The 18,247-nt window shown below is 71.8% G+C and carries 18 protein-coding genes and 4 pseudogenes; 8 read left to right on the top strand and 14 right to left on the bottom strand.

Annotation, left to right across the window (positions count from 1 at the left end):
* Window positions 1-11: 11 nt before the first annotated feature.
* The 4 genes and pseudogenes from ADK86_RS37220 to ADK86_RS37210 form a co-directional block, all read right to left on the bottom strand.
* Window positions 12-719 (bottom strand): alpha/beta hydrolase, encoded by a 708-nt coding sequence (locus ADK86_RS37220; protein WP_053700601.1) that lies wholly within the window; start codon window positions 717-719, stop codon window positions 12-14.
* Between the two features lie 142 nt (window positions 720-861).
* Complete coding sequence (locus ADK86_RS44045; protein ID WP_234346294.1) at window positions 862-1,503, bottom strand: aminoglycoside adenylyltransferase domain-containing protein; 642 nt, start codon at window positions 1,501-1,503, stop codon at window positions 862-864.
* Between the two features lie 17 nt (window positions 1,504-1,520).
* Window positions 1,521-1,667: pseudogene (locus ADK86_RS45855) on the bottom strand (nucleotidyltransferase domain-containing protein); the annotation flags it as partial.
* Between the two features lie 38 nt (window positions 1,668-1,705).
* Window positions 1,706-3,187, bottom strand: a complete 1,482-nt coding sequence (locus ADK86_RS37210; RefSeq protein WP_078952523.1) for a selenium-binding protein SBP56-related protein — start codon at window positions 3,185-3,187, stop codon at window positions 1,706-1,708.
* 362 nt (window positions 3,188-3,549) lie between these two features.
* Here ADK86_RS37210 and ADK86_RS37205 point away from each other — a divergent pair, with 362 nt between their 5' ends.
* Both ADK86_RS37205 and ADK86_RS37200 read left to right on the top strand, forming a co-directional pair.
* Complete coding sequence (locus ADK86_RS37205; protein ID WP_053700600.1) at window positions 3,550-4,122, top strand: AMIN-like domain-containing (lipo)protein; 573 nt, start codon at window positions 3,550-3,552, stop codon at window positions 4,120-4,122.
* A gap of 209 nt (window positions 4,123-4,331) precedes the next feature.
* Complete coding sequence (locus ADK86_RS37200) at window positions 4,332-4,916, top strand: dihydrofolate reductase family protein (protein WP_053700599.1); 585 nt, start codon at window positions 4,332-4,334, stop codon at window positions 4,914-4,916.
* A 236-nt stretch (window positions 4,917-5,152) separates the two neighbouring features.
* On the opposite strand, the pseudogene ADK86_RS45545 reads toward ADK86_RS37200, so the two are convergent.
* The 6 genes and pseudogenes from ADK86_RS45545 to ADK86_RS37175 all read right to left on the bottom strand — a co-directional run.
* Window positions 5,153-5,383: pseudogene (locus tag ADK86_RS45545) on the bottom strand (SMI1/KNR4 family protein); the annotation flags it as partial.
* Between the two features lie 61 nt (window positions 5,384-5,444).
* Window positions 5,445-5,603, bottom strand: coding sequence for a hypothetical protein (locus ADK86_RS44035; RefSeq protein WP_003985160.1), 159 nt, complete (start codon window positions 5,601-5,603; stop codon window positions 5,445-5,447).
* A 121-nt stretch (window positions 5,604-5,724) separates the two neighbouring features.
* Complete coding sequence (locus ADK86_RS37190; RefSeq protein WP_053700598.1) at window positions 5,725-6,690, bottom strand: cytochrome c oxidase assembly protein; 966 nt, start codon at window positions 6,688-6,690, stop codon at window positions 5,725-5,727.
* 143 nt (window positions 6,691-6,833) lie between these two features.
* Window positions 6,834-7,859: a 6-phosphofructokinase gene (locus tag ADK86_RS37185; RefSeq protein ID WP_030601991.1), complete on the bottom strand. Its 1,026-nt coding sequence runs from the start codon at window positions 7,857-7,859 to the stop codon at window positions 6,834-6,836.
* Window positions 7,860-8,049: 190 nt separating this feature from the next.
* A complete protein-coding gene (locus ADK86_RS37180; RefSeq protein WP_030601993.1) occupies window positions 8,050-8,778 on the bottom strand; it encodes a type 1 glutamine amidotransferase in 729 nt (242 codons plus the stop codon).
* A gap of 37 nt (window positions 8,779-8,815) precedes the next feature.
* On the bottom strand, window positions 8,816-10,054 hold the full coding sequence (locus ADK86_RS37175) for a MurT ligase domain-containing protein (protein WP_030601995.1): 1,239 nt from the start codon (window positions 10,052-10,054) through the stop codon (window positions 8,816-8,818).
* 211 nt (window positions 10,055-10,265) lie between these two features.
* On the opposite strand from ADK86_RS37175, the gene def reads away from it, so the two are divergent.
* Window positions 10,266-10,823: a peptide deformylase gene (def, locus tag ADK86_RS37170; protein ID WP_053700597.1), complete on the top strand. Its 558-nt coding sequence runs from the start codon at window positions 10,266-10,268 to the stop codon at window positions 10,821-10,823.
* A 10-nt stretch (window positions 10,824-10,833) separates the two neighbouring features.
* On the opposite strand, the gene ADK86_RS37165 is transcribed toward def, so the two are convergent.
* The gene (locus ADK86_RS37165; RefSeq protein WP_234346292.1) at window positions 10,834-11,574 is read right to left on the bottom strand and encodes a TetR family transcriptional regulator; all 741 of its coding nucleotides are present in this window, start codon (window positions 11,572-11,574) and stop codon (window positions 10,834-10,836) included.
* A 171-nt stretch (window positions 11,575-11,745) separates the two neighbouring features.
* Between ADK86_RS37165 and ADK86_RS37160 the strand changes: the two genes are divergently transcribed.
* Window positions 11,746-12,975 (top strand): acyl-CoA dehydrogenase family protein, encoded by a 1,230-nt coding sequence (locus ADK86_RS37160; protein WP_003986970.1) that lies wholly within the window; start codon window positions 11,746-11,748, stop codon window positions 12,973-12,975.
* Between the two features lie 100 nt (window positions 12,976-13,075).
* Window positions 13,076-13,654, top strand: coding sequence for a hypothetical protein (locus tag ADK86_RS37155; RefSeq protein WP_053700596.1), 579 nt, complete (start codon window positions 13,076-13,078; stop codon window positions 13,652-13,654).
* 19 nt (window positions 13,655-13,673) lie between these two features.
* On the opposite strand, the gene ADK86_RS41905 is transcribed toward ADK86_RS37155, so the two are convergent.
* Window positions 13,674-13,835, bottom strand: coding sequence for a hypothetical protein (locus ADK86_RS41905; protein WP_226048747.1), 162 nt, complete (start codon window positions 13,833-13,835; stop codon window positions 13,674-13,676).
* Between the two features lie 187 nt (window positions 13,836-14,022).
* A pseudogene (locus ADK86_RS37150) lies at window positions 14,023-14,514 on the bottom strand (alpha/beta fold hydrolase); the annotation flags it as partial.
* Between the two features lie 129 nt (window positions 14,515-14,643).
* Here ADK86_RS37150 and ADK86_RS37145 point away from each other — a divergent pair.
* Window positions 14,644-15,183, top strand: a complete 540-nt coding sequence (locus tag ADK86_RS37145) for a hypothetical protein (RefSeq protein ID WP_053700614.1) — start codon at window positions 14,644-14,646, stop codon at window positions 15,181-15,183.
* A gap of 24 nt (window positions 15,184-15,207) precedes the next feature.
* Here the strand turns inward: ADK86_RS37145 and ADK86_RS37140 are convergent, their stop codons facing one another.
* Window positions 15,208-15,960 (bottom strand): type 1 glutamine amidotransferase, encoded by a 753-nt coding sequence (locus ADK86_RS37140; protein ID WP_053700595.1) that lies wholly within the window; start codon window positions 15,958-15,960, stop codon window positions 15,208-15,210.
* A 343-nt stretch (window positions 15,961-16,303) separates the two neighbouring features.
* Here ADK86_RS37140 and gcl point away from each other — a divergent pair, with 343 nt between their 5' ends.
* The gene (gcl, locus tag ADK86_RS37135) at window positions 16,304-18,082 is read left to right on the top strand and encodes a glyoxylate carboligase (RefSeq protein ID WP_078952522.1); all 1,779 of its coding nucleotides are present in this window, start codon (window positions 16,304-16,306) and stop codon (window positions 18,080-18,082) included.
* 72 nt (window positions 18,083-18,154) lie between these two features.
* Window positions 18,155-18,247, top strand: a pseudogene (locus ADK86_RS42830) (hydroxypyruvate isomerase); the annotation flags it as partial.

Below are 18,247 nucleotides of genomic sequence, written 5' to 3'. Positions count from 1 at the left end.
GCCGTTGTGCGTCAGCCTTCCGTGGGGCCGGAGGCGATGCGGCCGAGGAGGGCGGCCAGTTCGGCGGGGGCGGCGAGGAAGGGGGAGTGGCCGGTGGCGAGCCGTTCGACGTGGGCGGCGTTCGCGGACATCTTCGTCTGCATCGCGGGCCGCAGCGCCTGGTCGCCCTCGCAGACGACGTACGTGGCGGGAACGGTCCGCCACGCCGCGCGCGTCACCGGTTCCTGGAACGACCGCCGGCTCTGCTCGACGAGTTCGCCGATGGCCCGCTCGGCCAGATCGTCGGGCATATCCGCGTACAGCGACGTACGCGGGTCCTCGAAGATGGGCGGCTGCACACCGTCGAGGTCCACGGGCCCGGACGGCTCGCGGCCGTGCAGACTGCCGAGCGATTCACCCTCGGCGGGCATGTAGGCGGCGAGATAGACGAGGTGGACGACGTCCGGATGTGCGGCGGCCGCCTCGGTGACGGGGATGCCGCCGTACGAATGCCCGACGATGACCACCGGCCCGTCGATTTCGCGCAGCCGCGCGGATATCGCCTCGGCGTCGTCGTACACACCGGCGGCAGGCGTGCCCTGCGGACCGGAACTGGGCAGCGCGACCGTGTGGGATCGCAGGCCCTCGGCGGCGAGGGCGTCCTGAAGTGGCTCCCAGCACGCGGGCCGGTGCCAGGCGCCGTGGACGAGGAGGAAGGAGGGCGGGGGCGTGGTGGGCATGTGGGTGCTCCTTGGCTGGGGAGGAAGCGGCCGGGCACGGGGCAGCAGGAGGAGACAGCGGAGCGCGGCCGTGCCAAAAGATCATGGAACAACGGGGCTTCTCCTGGCCAGCGATTTGGCGGGCCGCTCCGGTTGGCGAACGTCAACGGCCCGCCGGCGCATCGTCGATCACCATGGCCATGTAGTCCAGGGCGGCCCGGCGGCGGACGAACGGGTTGCGCAGGCGGGCAGCGGTGGCGTGGGGAGTCGCGGGATGGGCGGCGGAACCATGGAGGCGCAGCGCCTCGTGGATCACGGGATGCCGGTCGGCGCCGAACGTCCGCAAGGCGTAGTGGCCCGCACCGCCCTTGGACGTGATCTCCCCGGTGGCCAGGGTGTAGTGGAGCCGGGTGACGCCGAGCACGCCCCAGGCGATGGCCCGGCCGCCGAGTGCCCACACGCCCCTGACCGACAGCGGCTTGCCGTGCGCCTTCTGCCAGCCGCGCCAGTAGGTGTCGAGGTTTTCCCGCGTCCAGCCGCGCAGGGCGGCTCCGTCCACGGCCACGTCGAACTCTCCCGGAGCGGGGCCGCGTACCGGCACGGCGTGCTTCGCGAGCACCGACCACGTCACCGGATTGACCTCGAAACCGCCGCCCGCGTGGAACCGGCCCATCTGGGTGCGCGCAGCCCCGGCGCAGTCGGCCGAACTTCTCGCGAGATCGCTCCAGGTGACGTGAACTCCGTCGAAGTACGGGCGACGGTGCCGGGCGCGCGTCGCGGCGTGGGCCCGCTCCAGGGCCGCCACGTCCGCCTCGAGGGGCGGCGCCCGGAGACCGCCACATAATCGATGTCGCTGCGCCCCGGCCGGAAATCGCCCAGCGCGACCGACCCCGTCAGATACAGCCCTTCGACCAGGCCGGGACACAGCCGGTCCGCGTGGGAGAGGAAGTCGTGCGCGACGGCTTTCACCGATGGGTGCACCGTGTGTTCCGGTTCCTTGCGCACGGTCAGCGGTAGCAGTACGAATCGGACGACGCATCGCCGCCCTGCAAACGCGTCTGGTGGACGCGCAGTCCGCGGAAGTCCTCGCCGTGCGGGAAGAAACGCAGGTCGGGGGTGAGGCCGCCGTTCTCGGTGTCGGCGTCGAGTTTGGCGAGCCAGGGGTGGATGCCGTCGGGATAGAACTGGTCGTCCCACGCGCCGTACAGGCTGTTGGTGAGGTACACCCGGCGTCCGTCGCGGCTGAGTTCGACCATTTGCGGGCCGCCGGTGAGCGGCAGGCCGGGCGCCGCCGGGTGCGGCTGCCGGGCGGTGATGCCGCCGAGCCGTACGGACGCGGTCTTACGGGGGTGCGCCGGGTCGCTCACGTCGTACTGGTGGAGTTCGCCGGTGCCCCACGCCGACACATACAGCCAGCGGTCGTCCACCGACAGATTGATGTCGGTGACCAGCGGCGGCACCGCGCCGAACGGCTTGAGCGCCGGCGGCAGTTCGTCCTCCTTGGCGGGCTCCGCCGGAATCGTGATCACCTTGCGGGCCGTGAACCGCCCGTCGTCCTCGCGCTGCCACCGCCACACCGAGGCCGACAGGTCCGCCACGCTCACCACGACACCCGCGAAGCCCCAGGTCGCGGCCGGGTCGTGAGCAGGCCGCAGTTCCAGGACCATCTGGTGCTCGTCGCCCAGGTCGACGCGTTGCAGGTGGCGGCCGGAATCCAGCTCCCAGAAGTGCAGCGCGTGCCCGTACGAGCGGCCGAGCAGCAGCTCCGGGTCGACGCCGTTCTCGACCATCGACGGTGTGCCCCACTCGCTGGTCACGGCGATGTTGTGCTGGAGGTGCCACCAGACGTCGTAGGCCAGGCGCTGCGGGCCGCGGTCCGTCTCCCAGGCGCGCAGTACGTCGAAGGTCTCGTGGTCGAGGAGCGCCACACCGCCCGGACCGTCGTTGCCGTGCGCGCCGCCGAGGCAGGACAGCAGGACGCCGCCGGGGCCGCAGTGGAGGGTGTGCGGCCGTGAGTAGCCCGCCCTGTCGGCCAGTTCGGCGGGTTCGATCACCTTCACCAGGCGGGGGCGGGCCGGGTCCGGGTGGGTGTCGAAGACGTGCAGCCGGGAGGAGCGGAGTCCCGGCGTGAGTAAGTAGCGCCGTTCGGGCTGGTGGTGGCCCTCGTGGGCGAGGGCGCTGGAGCAGGCGTTCCAGCCGAAGTGGTGCAGTTCGTCGCCCAGTCCGGGCACGTCGGCCAGGTGCAGCACCCGTCCGTACGAACTCGACTCCGGGTCCGTGTCCACGGTGATCAGCGCGTCCGGGCGCTGTGCGGAGCGGTCGAAGCCGACCAGGTAGGCGAGCTTTTCCGGGGGAGCGGCGATGGCGTCGGCGGGTGTGCGGTAGAGGGTCGGGTCGGTGTGGCCGCAAGGGTTGGCCTGATCGGTTCGGTGGGCGTGGCCGGCGGGGTCGGTGAGAGGGGGCTGACCGACGTGATCAGAAGTGGTCATCTTCTGGCTCTCCTTGGCTTCACGGCCGGCCTTCCGGCCCGTTGGGCGGCGCCGCGGGACACCGCGCAGGGCTGTCCGCAACAGGCGGCCGTATCGGCATTCGTACGAACCGGTGCCGGCGGGGGCGGCGTGCGCGGGCGGCCCTCCGCCGTGACGCGAGCGTCGCACAGGGCGTTTTGGCCGCCAAGGGCGCCGTGGTCTCCGGCCGGCGGGCGGCGGCTGAAACTCGTCGCTCCCGAGGCCGCGTTGTCAGACCCGTACGCGATGATCGCACGTATGGACCGGCCGGATCCGACCGGCCGGGCCACGCCATGGACGAACCATCGGCATCCGATGGGACGCAACGAGATACGGGGTATGCAATGCGACGATTGGGCACTGCGCTGACCGCGGTCGTGCTGGCAGGCGCGGCGGTGTCGGCGACGGCGGTCACGGCGACGGCGGCGTCCGCGACGGGGACCGCACCGGCGGCCGCGTGTGACACCGCCGGCTGGGGGAGCGCCCTGAAGTCCGCCGACGCGGACGCCCACAAGCCGCTGACGAACATCCGGACCGGGCAGCACGACTGCTTCGACCGGATGGTCTTCGAGGTGCCGACCGCCGGCGGCAAGCCGGTCGGCTACCGGATCGGTTATGTGAAGGAGCTGCACCAGGACGGTTCCGGCGACCTCATCAAGGTCGGCGGCGGGGCGATCCTGGAGATCCGGGTGGCGGCGCCGAGCTACGACCCGGGCACGGGAAAGACGACGTACCCGGGCAAGGCCGGTAAGCCGCTGCCGGGCGTGAACATCGCGGGCTACCGCTCCTTCAAGGACACCCGGTTCGCGGCCAGCTTCGAAGGGGACACGCAGATAGGTCTGGGAGTCGCCAAGCGGCTCCCGTTCCGGGTCACCCAGCAGAAGAACCAGCTCATCGTGGATGTCGCCCACTCCTGAGCGGTAACCGCCGCACGGTGAGCCGCTGCTGAGTGCCTGCCAGGGGTGTACCGCCGCCCCTGGCAGGCACGCGGGACAAAAGGCTTGCGCAACCACTACGCCTGAAGCACTATGAGCGAAGTGGTTGCGGCGAAGAGATGTGCCCGTCCGCCACCGCACCGGCCCTGACTGCGACGCGACCGCGCGTCACCGGCGGAAAAGAGGACCCTTTGCGCAAGCTCACCTACTTCGTGGCCTGCTCGATCGACGGCTTCATCGGCGACCCGAACGGTGACGCGTCGTCGATGATGCGGTTCGTCGACGAGGAGTTCCTTGAGTTCCTGAAGACGGAATACCCGGAGACCGTATCGGCCGAGGGCCGCCGCGTACTGGACTTCCACGACGCGCCGAACCAGAAGTTCGACACGGTGATCCAGGGGCGCGGCAGCTACCAGGTGGGGCTGGACGCCGGCGTCACCAGCCCGTACGGCCACCTCCGCGAATACGTGGCCTCCCGCGGCCTCGGCGAGTCGCCCGACCCGAACGTGCACCTGATCACCGACGACCTGGTCGGCGCCGTCCGCGCCCTCAAGGCCGAGGAGGGCGGCCTGGACATCTGGCTCTGCGGCGGCTCGCAGGTGGCCGGCGAACTGCTCGACGAGGTCGACGAGCTGGTCATCAAGACCTACCCGCAGATCTACGGCTCCGGCATGCCGATGTTCGGCACGGACTTCAGGGTCACGGACTTCACGCTGGACTGGATCCGCACGTTCGACAACGGCGTTCTGGTGCGGAAGTACGTCCGGCGGCCCTGACCCCGGGCCCACCCGGCAGCAGCCCCGCCGTGACTACCGGTACCAGTCCTCGCCGTCCGCCGCGAGGCACCGTCGCAGATAGTCGCGCAGGTCCCGGGCGGCCCACCGCCGGCTGTCGTCCTCGTGCTCCCACACGAAGACGTCCGGCCGCGGGGGAGTGCGGACGAAGGCGAACTGGTACCGCCCCCGTTGTCGCCGAAGAACAGCAACGCGTCGAAGGGCATGTACAGCTCGGCGAGCGAGTGGTCGGACCGGAAGCGGAGGTTCTGCTCGACGATGCGCTCCAGGGGCCATACGGCATCGACCCCGTACGGCCCCACGACCCCGTCCGTCTCCCGGAGCAGCCCGGTCAGCCCGGCCGGCAGGCCGTACCCGAGGCGGCGCTCCGCGTCCGTCAGGGCAGCCGGGGCCACAGGGCGCGCGAATTCGGCGTCGGGCCACAAGGTGCGGGCCGCTTCTTTCCACATCCTCGCAGCTCAGAACGGTCCCTCCGGGGCCCGGGACGGCGGATGGGAGCGCCCGCCACCCTCACGACGGCCGTGCCGCCACCACCCCCACCGTCACCAGGGCCAGCACCACCCAGGCAAACCAGAGCCAGCCACTGCTGCCCAGCGCCACGGTGTAGGCCGTCGTCACGACCAGTCCGCCCACCGTGCACGCCGCCATCGCCTTAGCGGATCCGGGCATCCCCGCAACCTCCTCACGGCGGCCCGGTGGCCCAACGCCGCGGGCCGCGGCCTTGGGGACATGGTCCCCGGCCGCGGCCCGTACCGCCAGCTGTCGTGCGTGACCCGCGGTCAGCCTTCGGTCACCTCGCGCCGCCCTGCTGGCCGCGGGCCTGGAGGGAGGCGAGGTAGGCGTTGTACGCCGCGAGCTCCTGGTCGCCGTCGCGGGCTGCCGCGCGGTCCTTGCGCTGGTTCTGGCGCTCCTCGGACTTGTACCACTGGTACAGCAGCGCCACGAGCACCAGCACGGACGGGATCTCGCTGAAGGCCCAGGCGATCCCGCCGGCCGCGCTCTGGTCGCTGAGCGCGTCGATGCCCAGGGAGGCCGGCGGGTTCTCGAACGTCTTGATCATCGTCTCGGTGCCCATCATCAGGGCGATGCCGAAGAACGCGTGGAAGGGCATGCCGGCGAACAGCTCCAGCATCCGCATCACATAGCCGGGCCGGTGCGGGCCCGGGTCCACGCCCATGATCGGCCAGAAGAAGACCAGGCCCACCACCAGGAAGTGCACCATCATCGCGATGTGCCCGACCCGGTACTGCATCAGGAAGTCGAAGAGCGGCGTGAAGTACAGCGCGTACAGGCTCGCGATGAACATCGGGATGGTGAACGCCGCATGGGTGATCACCCGCATGTACCGGCTGTGCAGCAGCGCCACCAGCAGCTCGCGAGGCCCCTTGCGGCCCCGGCCGGCGGCCGGCAGCGCGCGCAGCGCCAGCGTCACCGGCCCGCCGAGCAGCAGCAGGATCGGCGACAGCATGCTGATCACCATGTGCTGCACCATGTGCACGCTGAACATGACCATGCCGTAGTCGTTCAGCTTGGTGCACATCACCAGCGCCACGGTCAGCACACCGATGACCCAGGCGACCGTCCGGGCCACCGGCCAGTGATCGCCGCGCCGCCGCAGCCGCAGCACGGCCCAGCCGTACAGTCCCAGCCCCACCAGGCAGCCGATCAGGAAGAACGGGTCCCCGCCGAACTCCATGCCGCGCCCCAGCGTGAACGGCGGCAGATCCATGTTCATGCCGTGCCCGCCGTGATCCATCCGCTCGCTCCTGATTCGTACCGATACTCCGCGACCAGCCTAGAACCGCCCCCGGCCGGGGCCTCGGCCGGGGGCGGTGGAACAGGCCGCGTGGCGGCCCGCACGGAGCAGTCACGGGCCGGTCACCGAGCGGTCATGGCGAACTACAGCACGCAGTCCACCTCGGCGTAGCGCTCCCCGGGCACGGTCTTGAGCGACTCCACCGCCTCGGCCAGCGGCACCAGCGTGATGTCCGTGCCGCGCAGCGCCGTCATCATGCCGAACGCGCCGCGGTGCGCCGCCTCCACCGCGTGCCACCCGAAGCGGGTCGCCAGCACCCGGTCGTACGCGGTCGGCGTGCCACCGCGCTGGACGTGGCCGAGGATCACCGCGCGGGCCTCCTTGCCGAGCCGCCGCTCCAGCTCCAGGGACAGCTGCCGGGCCACCCCGGCGAACCGCTCGTGCCCGTAGATGTCGGTGCCGCCCTCGTCGAAGGCCATCGAGCCCTCGCGGGGCTTCGCGCCCTCGGCGACCACCACGATCGCGAACTTCTTGCCCGCCTCGAAGCGCTCACCGACCTTGCGGGTCAGCTCCGCCACGTCGAACGGGCGCTCCGGCACCACGATGGCGTGCGCGCCCGCCGCCATCCCGGAGTGCAGCGCGATCCAGCCCGTGTGCCGGCCCATGACCTCGACGATCAGTACCCGCTGGTGCGACTCGGCGGTCGTCTTCAAGCGGTCCAGCGCGTCCGTGGCCACCCCCACCGCCGTGTCGAAGCCGAAGGTGACGTCGGTCGCGGCGATGTCGTTGTCGATCGTCTTGGGCACGCCCACGATCGGCAGGCCCGCGTCGGACAGCAGCCGGGCCGCCTTGAGCGTCCCCTCGCCGCCGATCGGGATGATCGCGTCCAGGCCCAGGTCGGCCACATGGCCGCGGGCCCGCTCCACACCGTCCCGCAGGTGTGCGGGCTGCACCCGGGACGAGCCCAGGATGGTGCCGCCGCGCGCCAGGATGCCGTTCACGGCGTCCAGGTCGAGCTTGCGGTAGTCGCACTCCAGCAGGCCCTTCCAGCCGTCCCGGAACCCGATCACCTCGTCGCCGTGGTCGGCGGTGGCACGGTGGACGACGGAGCGGATGACGGCGTTCAGCCCGGGGCAGTCGCCCCCGGAGGTGAGCACACCAATACGCATGGTTCTTCGCAGACCCTTAGCACTTCAGAGCCTGCCCGCCGGGCCATGGCCGGGCGCGGGCACGACTCTCAGCCGGACGCCCGGACCCCGTCGTCCGGTTGGATTGCGCTCACCCTACAAGCGCGGCGGCCCTGCGCACACGTACGCCCGCAGTGCGGACACTGCGGGCGTACGGGGTGCGCCGAACCGATTAGGCAGGCTGGGTGGCCGCGGCGATGCGCTCCTGCCGCAGCGCCTCGTACCAGCGGTCGTCGGCCGGCGGCAGCGCGTTGACGTCCAGCGCCAGCTTGATCAGCAGGTCGGCGATGTGCGGGTTGCGCGCCATGACCGGGCCGTGCATGTACGTACCGAAGACGGTGTCGTTGTACGCGCCCTCGTAGCCGTCGCCGACGCCGTTGCCCTTGCCGAAGCGGACCCGGGCGAACGGGCGGGCCGTCTGCCCCAGGTGGGTCACGCCCTGGTGGTTCTCGAAACCGGTCAGCGGCGGCAGGTTCAGCTGCGGGTCGATGTCGGCCAGCACGTCGCCGACGCACCGCTCGCCCTCGCCGCGGGTGCTCACCACGTCCAGCAGGCCCAGGCCCTGCTCCCGCTCCCCGAGGTCGTTGATGAACTCGTGGCCCAGGATCTGGTAGCCGGCGCACACCGAGAAGACGATCGCGCCGTTGGCGACCGCGCGGTTCAGACCGCCGTCGCGGCGCAGCCGCTCGGCCGCCAGCCGCTGCGGCCGGTCCTCGCCGCCGCCGATCAGGTAGATGTCGCCGGAGGTGGGGATCTGCTGGTCGGAGCGGACGTCGAGGCGCTGGACGTCCAGCCCGCGCTGGCGGGCCCGGCGCTCCACCACCAGGGCGTTGCCCTGGTCCCCGTACGTGCTCAGCAGGTCCGGGTAGATCCACACCAGCCGCAGGCTGTTGTCACTCATGCTCGCTCGTCCTTGTCGTGAAGGTCGCTGGTTCACGTCAGTTGCCCACGCGCCTGCGGAGGTCCTGGAAGGCCGTGTAGTTGGCGATCACTTCGATACGGCCCGGAGGCGCCATCTGTACCGCCTCGTCCAGCGTGTCACAGACCCGGAAGTCCAGGTTCGCGACCTCCAGGCGGACCGCCAGGTCGAGCTTGCGGTCACCGAGCACGAAGATCGGGTGCCCGGCCAGCCGGGTGTAGTCGACGTCCCACAGCCAGGAGGTGTCCGTGCCGTCCGCGCCGCGCGCGTTCACCGACAGGATCACCGGGGTGGGCGGCGGGTCGATCAGCGAGAACGTCTCCAGCCAGCCCGCCGGGTTCTTCGCCAGCAGCAGGCGCAGATCGCGCTGCTGGAACGAGACGACGTCGTAGCGGCCGGCGACGGCCTGCACGGAGTACATCCGCTCCAGGGCCACCTGCGGGGGCACGCCGAACGCCGCGGCGACCGCCGCCGACGTCGCGGCGTTGGCCTTGTTGGCCCGGCCCGGCAGCTGGAGCCGGATCGGCCAGGCGCTGCCGTGCGGGTCCAGTACGTGGTCGCCGGACAGCGCCCAGCTCGGCGTGGGCCGCCGGAAGCCGCACTCGGCGCAGAACCAGTCGTCGCCGGGGCGCTGCATCACGCCGCCGCACGACGGGCAGGACCAGGCGTCGTCCTTCCACTCCTGGCCCGCCGCGACCCACACCACGTTCGTCGACGACGAGGCCGCCCACACGATCAGCGGGTCGTCGCAGTTGGCGATGATCAGCGCCTTGGAGCCGACCAGGCCCTCGCGCCAGCGCTCGGCCAGCATGCGCGTCTCCGCGGCCCGGTCGAGCTGGTCGCGCGAGAGGTTCAGCAGCGCTATGGCCTTGGGCGTCACGTCCCGCGCCACGCCCGCCAGGTACTTCTCGTCCACCTCGATGACGCCGAAGCGGGCGTCGGAACCGCCGGCCAGGGCGGAGGTGATGCCCGCCGGCATATTGGCGCCGAGCGCGTTGGAGACCACCGGGCCGCTCGCCCGCAGCGCCTCCGCGATCAGCCGCGTCGTCGTCGTCTTTCCGTTGGTCGCCGACACCAGCACCACGTCCAGGTGCCGGGCGAGCCGGGCCAGCAGGTCGGGGTCGAGCCGGAGCGCCACCTTGCCGCCGATCACCGATCCGCTGCCGCGCCCCGCCGCGCGCGACACCGCCGCCGCAGCCTTGCCCGCCGTCACGGCCAGCTTGGCCCGCGGCGACAGCGGCTCCGTGTTGCCTGCCATCGTCCTTGATCCTCCTTGCATCCGGCGCCCTCCCGCCCTTGGGGCTGCCGGTGGAACGCCTCCTCCGGAGCCGATGACCGGCCGGAGGCTTCGGTCGGGGATCAGCCTATCGAGATCCGGCGGCGGCCCCGAATCCCGCTACCCGTGCCGCGACCCCGGCACCGTGCGACGACCTGCGACGTCGCACGTTCCAGAACGTACGCTTACCCGCATGCGTTCCCGCTCGATCCCCGGCAGCTCCGGCCGCCCGCGCCCCCTGCGCCTCCTCGGCGACCCGGCCCTGACCGGCGCCTGCGAGGAGGTCACCGCCTTCGACGCCGGCCTCGCCGAACTCGTCGAGGACATGTTCGCGACGATGTACGCGGCCCGCGGTGTCGGCCTGGCGGCCAACCAGATCGGGGTACCGCTGCGGGTGTTCGTCTACGACTGCCCGGACGACGAGGACCGCCGGCACCTCGGACACCTCGTCAACCCGCGGCTGGTGGAGGCCGACGGCGTCGTCGTACGCGGCCCCGAGGGCTGCCTGTCGGTGCCCGGCATCGAGGCCGGTACGCCGCGCCACGACCACGCGGTGGTGGAGGGGTTCGACATGACGGGCGAACCGCGCACCGTCTCCGGCACCGGCTTCTTCGCCCGCTGCCTCCAGCACGAGTGCGACCACCTGGCGGGCGGTCTCTACCTCGACCACCTCACCGGTCTGCGCCGCCGCCGTGCCCTGCGGGCGGCGGCCCGGGCGCCGTGGGCGGCGGAGCGGGCGGCGGAGGCTTAGCGGGGCGCGCTCAGAACCCCGGCCCGCCCAGCCGGTCCCCGGCCGCCGCCAGCCGTCCCCACAGCAGGTCGGCCAGATGCTGTACCAACTGGGCCCGCGAGCACGGGCGTTCGCGCAGCCACCAGTCGCCGGCCGCGTGCATCATGCCGACGATGCCGTGGCCCCAGACGCGGGCCAGCTCCTCGCCGCCCGGCCCCAGATCCAGCCGCTCGCCTATGACCTTGGCCAGCTCCTCGCCGAGCCGGCGCAGCAGCGGCGCGGAGTGCCGGCCGACGTCGAAGCCGGTGTCCTTGTCGGCCCCCGGTTTCTCGTCCGGTTTCTCCTCGGCGGGATGCATCAGGAACCGGTAGACCTGCGGACGGGTCTCGATCGCCGCCAGGTACGTGTCGAGCGTCGCCTCCACGCGGTCCCGGCGCGGTACGGGGGAGTCCAGCGCGGCCCGCAGCCCGTCCAGCAGGGCGTCGGTGTGCCGTACCGCCAGTGCCCGGTACAGACCGCCCTTGTCGCCGAAGTGCCGGTAGAGGATCGGCTTGGTGATGCCGGCCTCCGCCGCGATGGCGTTCATCGAGGCGTCCGGGCCCTCGCGCAGCACCACCCGGTCGGCAGCCTCCAGCAGTTCGCGGCGCCGGCGCTCGGTCGCCGTCTGCTGCCGCCGGGCCGGGTCCGGCGGGGCCGCCGCGGCGCCGTGCCCCGCGGCGGGCTGCTCCGCCGCGGTGGCCCGCTGCCGGCCGTTGTACTGGGTGTTCTCCATGTCCCACTCCCCGCCCTTGTGAATCCGTGACGCTCGCGCAACGTAACACCCGCACTGCGGGGTGAATGCACGGCTGGGGGAGTTGACATCCCTTACTGACGGGTAACAGACTCGTGTTACCGCAAGTAACATTCCTGGGCCCGCACCCGGGAACGCAGCGCTGGAGGGGTCATGGCCGAGTTCACCATGGAGCTGAGCGACGAGCAGAAGGAGGTCCGGGACTGGATCCACGGCTTCGCCGCCGACGTGATGCGCCCCGCGGCCGCCGAGTGGGACGAGCGCGAGGAGACCCCCTGGCCCGTCATCCAGGAAGCGGCCAAAATCGGCCTGTACTCGCTCGACTTCTACGCCCAGCAGTTCTTCGACCCGACCGGCCTCGGCATCCCCATGGCCATGGAGGAACTGTTCTGGGGCGACGCCGGCATCGGCCTGTCGATCGTCGGCACCGGCCTGGCCGCCGTCGGCGTGCTGGCCAACGGCACCGAGGAGCAGATCGGCACCTGGATTCCCCAGATGTACGGCGACGCCGACGACGTGAAGGTGGCCGCTTTCTGCTCCTCCGAACCGGACGCGGGCTCCGACGTCTCCGCGATGCGCACCCGCGCCGTCTACGACGAGGCCAAGGACGAGTGGGTGCTCAACGGCACCAAGACCTGGGCGACCAACGGCGGTATCGCGAGCGTCCACGTCGTCGTCGCGGTCGTCGACCCCGACCTCGGCCCCAAGGGCCACGCCTCCTTCATCATCCCGCCGGACACCCCCGGCCTCTCCCAGGGCCAGAAGTTCAAGAAGCACGGCATCCGCGCCTCGCACACCGCCGAGGTCGTCCTGGAGGATGTCCGCGTGCCCGGCCACTGCCTGCTCGGCGGCAAGGAGAAGCTGGACGAGCGGCTGGCGCGGGCGCGGGAGCGAGCGAAGAACCCCGGCGGAGAACGCGTGAAGAACGCCGCGATGGCCACCTTCGAGGCATCCCGCCCGGCGGTCGGCGCCCAAGCCGTCGGCATCGCCCGCGCCGCGTACGAGGTGGCCCTCGACTACGCCAAGACCCGGGTCCAGTTCGGCCGCCCGATCATCGACAACCAGGGCGTCGCCTTCCAGCTGGCCGACATGCGCACCCAGATCGACGCCGCCCGCCTCCTGGTCTGGCGCGCCTCCTGGATGGCCACCACCGGCAAGCCGTTCACCTCCGCCGAGGGCTCGATGTCCAAGCTCTTCGCCGGCGAGACCGCCAAGAAGGTCACCGCCCAGGCGATGCAGATCCTCGGCGGCAACGGCTACACCCGCGAGTACCCGGTCGAGCGCATGCACAGGGATGCCGCTATCTATTCGATCTTTGAGGGCACGAGCGAGATCCAGCGGCTGGTCATCGCGAGGACGGTGGCGGGCGTACCGATCCGGTAGGCATGGGAGATTCTTGGGAGATCTCCTCGCGGCTTCCCGGCAGCCGTACCGGGCCCCGCCGGCCGGGAGTACCTTGGCGCCCCGGACCCGAGGAGGCGCCGTGGACGAGGAACTCGCCGCCCTCCTGGCCGGTGTGATCGGGCTCGCCGGGGCGGTGTTCGGGGCCGCGGTCGGCGGACTGGCCAGTTACCGCGCGGCCAAGCACAGTGCGGAGGTGGCGGCGCGGGCCCTCGCCGAGCAGGTCGCCGGGCAGGCCCGTCACGAGCGGGAGCAATGGGTGCGTCAGGAGCAGCGCCAGGTCTACGGCGACATCAACCGCGCCTACGCCGAACTGGCCACCGCCCTCTCCGCCCTGCACGCCGCGCTCGCCGAGCGCAGGCCCGTACAGGAACTGGTCGAGCGGGTGGAGGAACGTCGGCTGCGACTGTCGGTCGCCGTCAGTCCCACGGCCATGCTGGGGCCCGAGGAGGTTTACGACGCCGCATGCGCGCTGATCGGCGCGACCGATGTGTTCGTAGCGGCGTACCGTGAACTGGCCGTGCTGCCGCAGGCCGACGAAGCAGTGCAGCTCGACGCCGTACGGGAGCGCGTCGCGGGCCGCAGGGCAGACGTACACGCCTGCCTGAGCAACTTCTCCGCCGCCTGCCGCAACGTCCTGCTGCGGCAGGGCGACAGCTGACCGGGGCGGCCCCGGTCCGTCAGGCGGCCATGTCCTGCCGCGGCACCACCTTGAACACGTCGCCGTGCGCGGAGTACACCACGTGCACATCTTCACCGGCGGCGCGCAGCACCTCCACCACCGCGTCCAGCATCGGCAGCGACCGGGCGCTGCCCGCGGGCAGCTGGCGCGGTAACGACACGGTGGGCACGCGAAGCGGTTCTTCAACGACGTTCATCACAGATGTCCCCATCTCGGCACGGAACTTCCCCCGTCCGCCGGCACCAGCGCGCCGACGGCATGGCCAGCATCCGGCAGCCCGATGAACGGAAGCTCAACGCCTGCGCGACGGCGTCAATCCGCGCAGGCCGGGGGCGGTTCGGGCCGGTTCAGCCGGTGGCTTGCGGTGCCAGCGCCGCCGCGACCGCGCGGACGTACCCCTCCGGGTTGTCCAGCATGATGTTGTGCCCGCAGTCGGGCACCGGCACCACCCGTACCCCGGCCGCCGTCAGCTCCCCGGCGCCCGGCAGCGGGACATCGGCCTCGGGCAGCAGGTACGTACGCGGGATTGCCAGCTTCGACAGCAGCTCGCGCATGACCGGTTCGCTGCCCCGGGTGAGGTGCACCGCGCTGCGGTGCAGCGCCTCCAGTCCGGCCAGCCGCATCGTGGACCACCAGTGCGCGCCCGCCGCGTCCCGTATCCGCTCCCAGCCGCCCGCGAGGAACTCCTTCTCGGAGAGCGCGGCGATGCCGCCGCTGCCCGGCCGGCCCCGCTCAGGGGGGACCGGGTCGAGGTTGGCGTCGATGAGGACGAGCCGCGCCACCAGGTCCGGGTGCCGGGCGGCGAGCAGGATCGCCACCGAGCCGCCCTGCTCCTGGGAACCGGGCGGCGGCCCGGAACGGCTGTGGACGCGGGCCCGTCCGGGCGCGGCGCCCATGGGCGCAGGACAGCTTGCCAGGCTTGTGAATTCGCTGGCGAGGCAGGCTGGGGCCCGCCGACCATGGCGGTGATGCAGCCCACGACGAAGGTCCTTGTCCTGTGCGGCGCCGCCGGGGTCGGCAAGTCCACGACGGCGTACGAGATCACCCACCAGCTCGGCCGCGCGGACGTCCCGCACGCCGTCATCGACACCGACCAGCTGGACCAGGTCCACCCCTGGCCGCCGCCCGGCCTCGCGCCCAGCGAACTGTCCCGCCGCAACCTCGCCGCGGTCTGGGCGAACCTGGCCGAGGTGGGCCACACCCGGCTGCTTCTGACGGGCGTGTTCGTCACGCTGGAACGGGAACTCGCGTGGATCGCCGACGCCGTACCGGGCGCCGACATCACGTCCGTACGGCTGACCGCCGACGTATCCACCCTGGAGCAGCGGGTCCGCCGCCGGGAGATCGGCTCCGAGGCGGACGGCCAACTCGCCCGCACCCTGCGTCAGTACGCCGACCTCCGGCGCCCGGAGCCGCCGGGCACGACGGTGATCGACACCACCGGCCGGACCGTGGCGTCGGTCGCGGCCGAGGTGGTCGGGGTGTGGCTGGGCGGGGGAGAGGGATAGGGCGTATCCGCCGGCCCGTGCCGGTCAGAGGCCGGCGCGCTCCATGAAGAGGGTGCGCAGGTGGGCCAGGCTCCGCTCGGCCAGGGGGCGCAGGGCCGGGGCGGCGGCGAGGGCGTCGGCCCGCAGCCGGGCCGTGGCGTCGGGGCCGAGGGCTTCCTCGGCCTCGGCGGTGAAGGACGGCTCGGCGAGCCAGTCGTCCTGGAGGCCGGGGGTGACCTCCAGGTGGAACTGGAGGCCCCAGGCGGCCGGTCCGGCGCGGAACGCCTGGCACTCGGTCGACCCGGTGCTCGCCAGGACACGGGTGTCCGCGGCCGGGACGATGCGGTCGCCGTGCCAGTGGAGTACGGCGGGAGCCTCCGCCAGCGGGCCGACGACCGGGTCGTCGCGGTCCACGTCCCGCAGCGGCGCCCAGCCGATCTCGCCGGGACGGCCCATCTCGGCGCTCGTGCGTACGGCCAGACCCTGGACGCGGGCGAGGAGCTGAGCGCCGAGGCACACGCCCAGCGTCGGTATCCCGGCCCGCAGCGCGTCGGCCAGGAGGTCCCGCTCCAGCTTCAGCGCCGGGTGGCCCGCCAGGTCGTCCGCATTCATGGGGCCGCCCATGACGACCAGCCCCGCCAGGTCGGACACCGGCGGCAGGTCGTCCGCCGAGGCGCCCGGCGTGTCGATCAGATTGCGGATGTCGGCGTGGAGGCCGCTGCCGTCCAACGCGTCCAGGATCAGGCCGGGCTTCTCGACCTCGATGTGCTGGAGGAACAGGACGGTACGGGCGGGCATGGGGCGGTCTCCTCGGGGTGGCCGGGGTGGCGATGGCGCGACGGGCATCTTAACGCGCAGGTCATGTCGGTCTTTCTGTGCGCGGGTGGGGGTCCGGGCGGACCGAAAGCCTCGGACGCTGCCGGCTGTGATCTCCCGCCCGGCCCGCTCCGCCGCCCGGACTCCGGCTTCCCGTACTGCCGCTCACTCCGCGAGAGCTCTCTTGACGGCTGGAGGGGCGCGCTCTACTTTCTTCGTACTTCCGCACAGCAAAACATTAGTTCCATAATGCGGAAAGCATGCAGCTCACGCCTCCGCCCCCGGGCCGGAGCGCGATCCCGACAGGCCGACGCAGGAGTACTCGATGCCTCGAATGACCGCCGCTCGTGCGGCTGTGGAGATCCTCAAGCGGGAGGGCGTGACCAACGCGTTCGGTGTGCCGGGCGCGGCGATCAACCCGTTCTACGCGGCGCTGCGGGCCGGCGGCGGCATCCACCACACCCTCGCCCGCCACGTCGAGGGCGCCTCGCACATGGCCGAGGGCTACACCCGCGCCCGCCCCGGCAACATCGGCGTCTGCATCGGCACCTCGGGCCCGGCCGGCACCGACATGATCACCGGCCTCTACTCCGCGACCGGCGACTCGATCCCGATCCTGTGCATCACCGGCCAGGCGCCGACCGCGGTGATCCACAAGGAGGACTTCCAGGCCGTGGACATCGCCTCGATCGCTGCCCCGGTCACCAAGGCCGCCACCACCGTCCTGGAGGCCGCCCAGGTCCCCGGCGTCTTCCAGCAGGCGTTCCACCTGATGCGCTCCGGCCGCCCCGGACCGGTCCTGATCGACCTGCCGATCGACGTCCAGATGACGGAGATCGAGTTCGACCCGGAGACATACGAGCCGCTGCCGGTGCACCGGCCCAAGGCGACGCGCAAGCAGATCGAGAAGGCCCTCGCCATGCTCAACGCGGCCGAGCGGCCCCTGATCGTCGCGGGCGGCGGCATCATCAACGCCGACGCCTGCGACCTGCTGGCCGAGTTCGCCGAGCTGACCGGCGTCCCGGTCGTCCCGACCCTGATGGGCTGGGGCACCCTCCCCGACGACCACCGCCTGAACGCCGGCATGGTCGGCCTGCAGACCTCGCACCGCTACGGCAACGCCACGTTCCTGGAGTCCGACTTCGTCCTCGGCATCGGCAACCGCTGGGCCAACCGCCACACCGGCAAGCTGGACGTCTACACCCGGGGTCGCACCTTCGTGCACGTCGACATCGAGCCCACCCAGATCGGCAAGATCTTCGCCCCCGACTACGGCATCGCCTCCGACGCCAAGGCGGCCCTGGAACTGTTCATCGAGGTCGCAAAGGAACAGCAGGCCGCGGGCGAACTGCCCGACCGCGGCGAGTGGGCCGCCGCGGCGCAGCACCGCCGGGCCACGCTCCAGCGCCGTACCCACTTCGACAATGTGCCGCTCAAGCCGCAGCGGGTGTACGAGGAGATGAACCGCGCCTTCGGCCCCGAGACCCGGTACGTCACCACCATCGGCCTCTCCCAGATCGCCGGTGCCCAGATGCTGCACGTCTACAAGCCGCGCCACTGGATCAACTGCGGCCAGGCCGGGCCGCTCGGCTGGACCATCCCGGCCGCGCTGGGCGTGGCCACCGCCGACCCCGACGGCAGCGTCGTCGCGCTCTCCGGGGACTACGACTTCCAGTTCATGCTGGAGGAGCTGGCGGTCGGCGCGCAGCACCGCATCCCGTACGTGCACGTGCTGGTGAACAACTCCTACCTGGGCCTGATCCGCCAGGCACAGCGCAACTTCGCCATGGACTACCAGGTCACGCTGGAGTTCGAGAACATCAACACCCCCGAACTCGGTGTGTACGGCGTGGACCACGTCAAGGTCGCCGAGGGCCTGGGCTGCAAGGCCATCCGCGTCACCGAGCCGGACCGGCTGCTGCCCGCCTTCGAGGAGGCCAAGAAGCTGGCCGCCGAGCACCGGGTCCCGGTGGTCGTCGAAGCCATCCTGGAACGGGTCACCAATATCGCGATGAGCGGCACCGACATCGGCAGCGTCAACGAGTTCGAGGACCTGGCCACCGAGCCGGGCCACGCGCCGACCGCCGTCGTGCCGATGAGCTGAGCCGGGCGGTCGGGGGCCGCCGCCCCCGCCCTGCCGCTTCCGCACCCCGCATCACGAAAGGACGGCTCCCTCATGGGCTTCTCCGAGGCGCGTTTCGATGTCAATCTGTCGATCCTGTTCACCGAGCTGCCGTTGCTGGAACGCCCGGCGGCGGCCGCCGCGGCC

Origin of the sequence: Streptomyces sp. NRRL F-5755, from assembly GCF_001279365.1 — a bacterium.
GTDB lineage: Bacteria > Actinomycetota > Actinomycetes > Streptomycetales > Streptomycetaceae > Streptomyces > Streptomyces rimosus.
The sequence above is the reverse complement of the archived record's forward strand: the minus strand, read 5'-3'. Positions and strand labels throughout refer to the sequence as shown.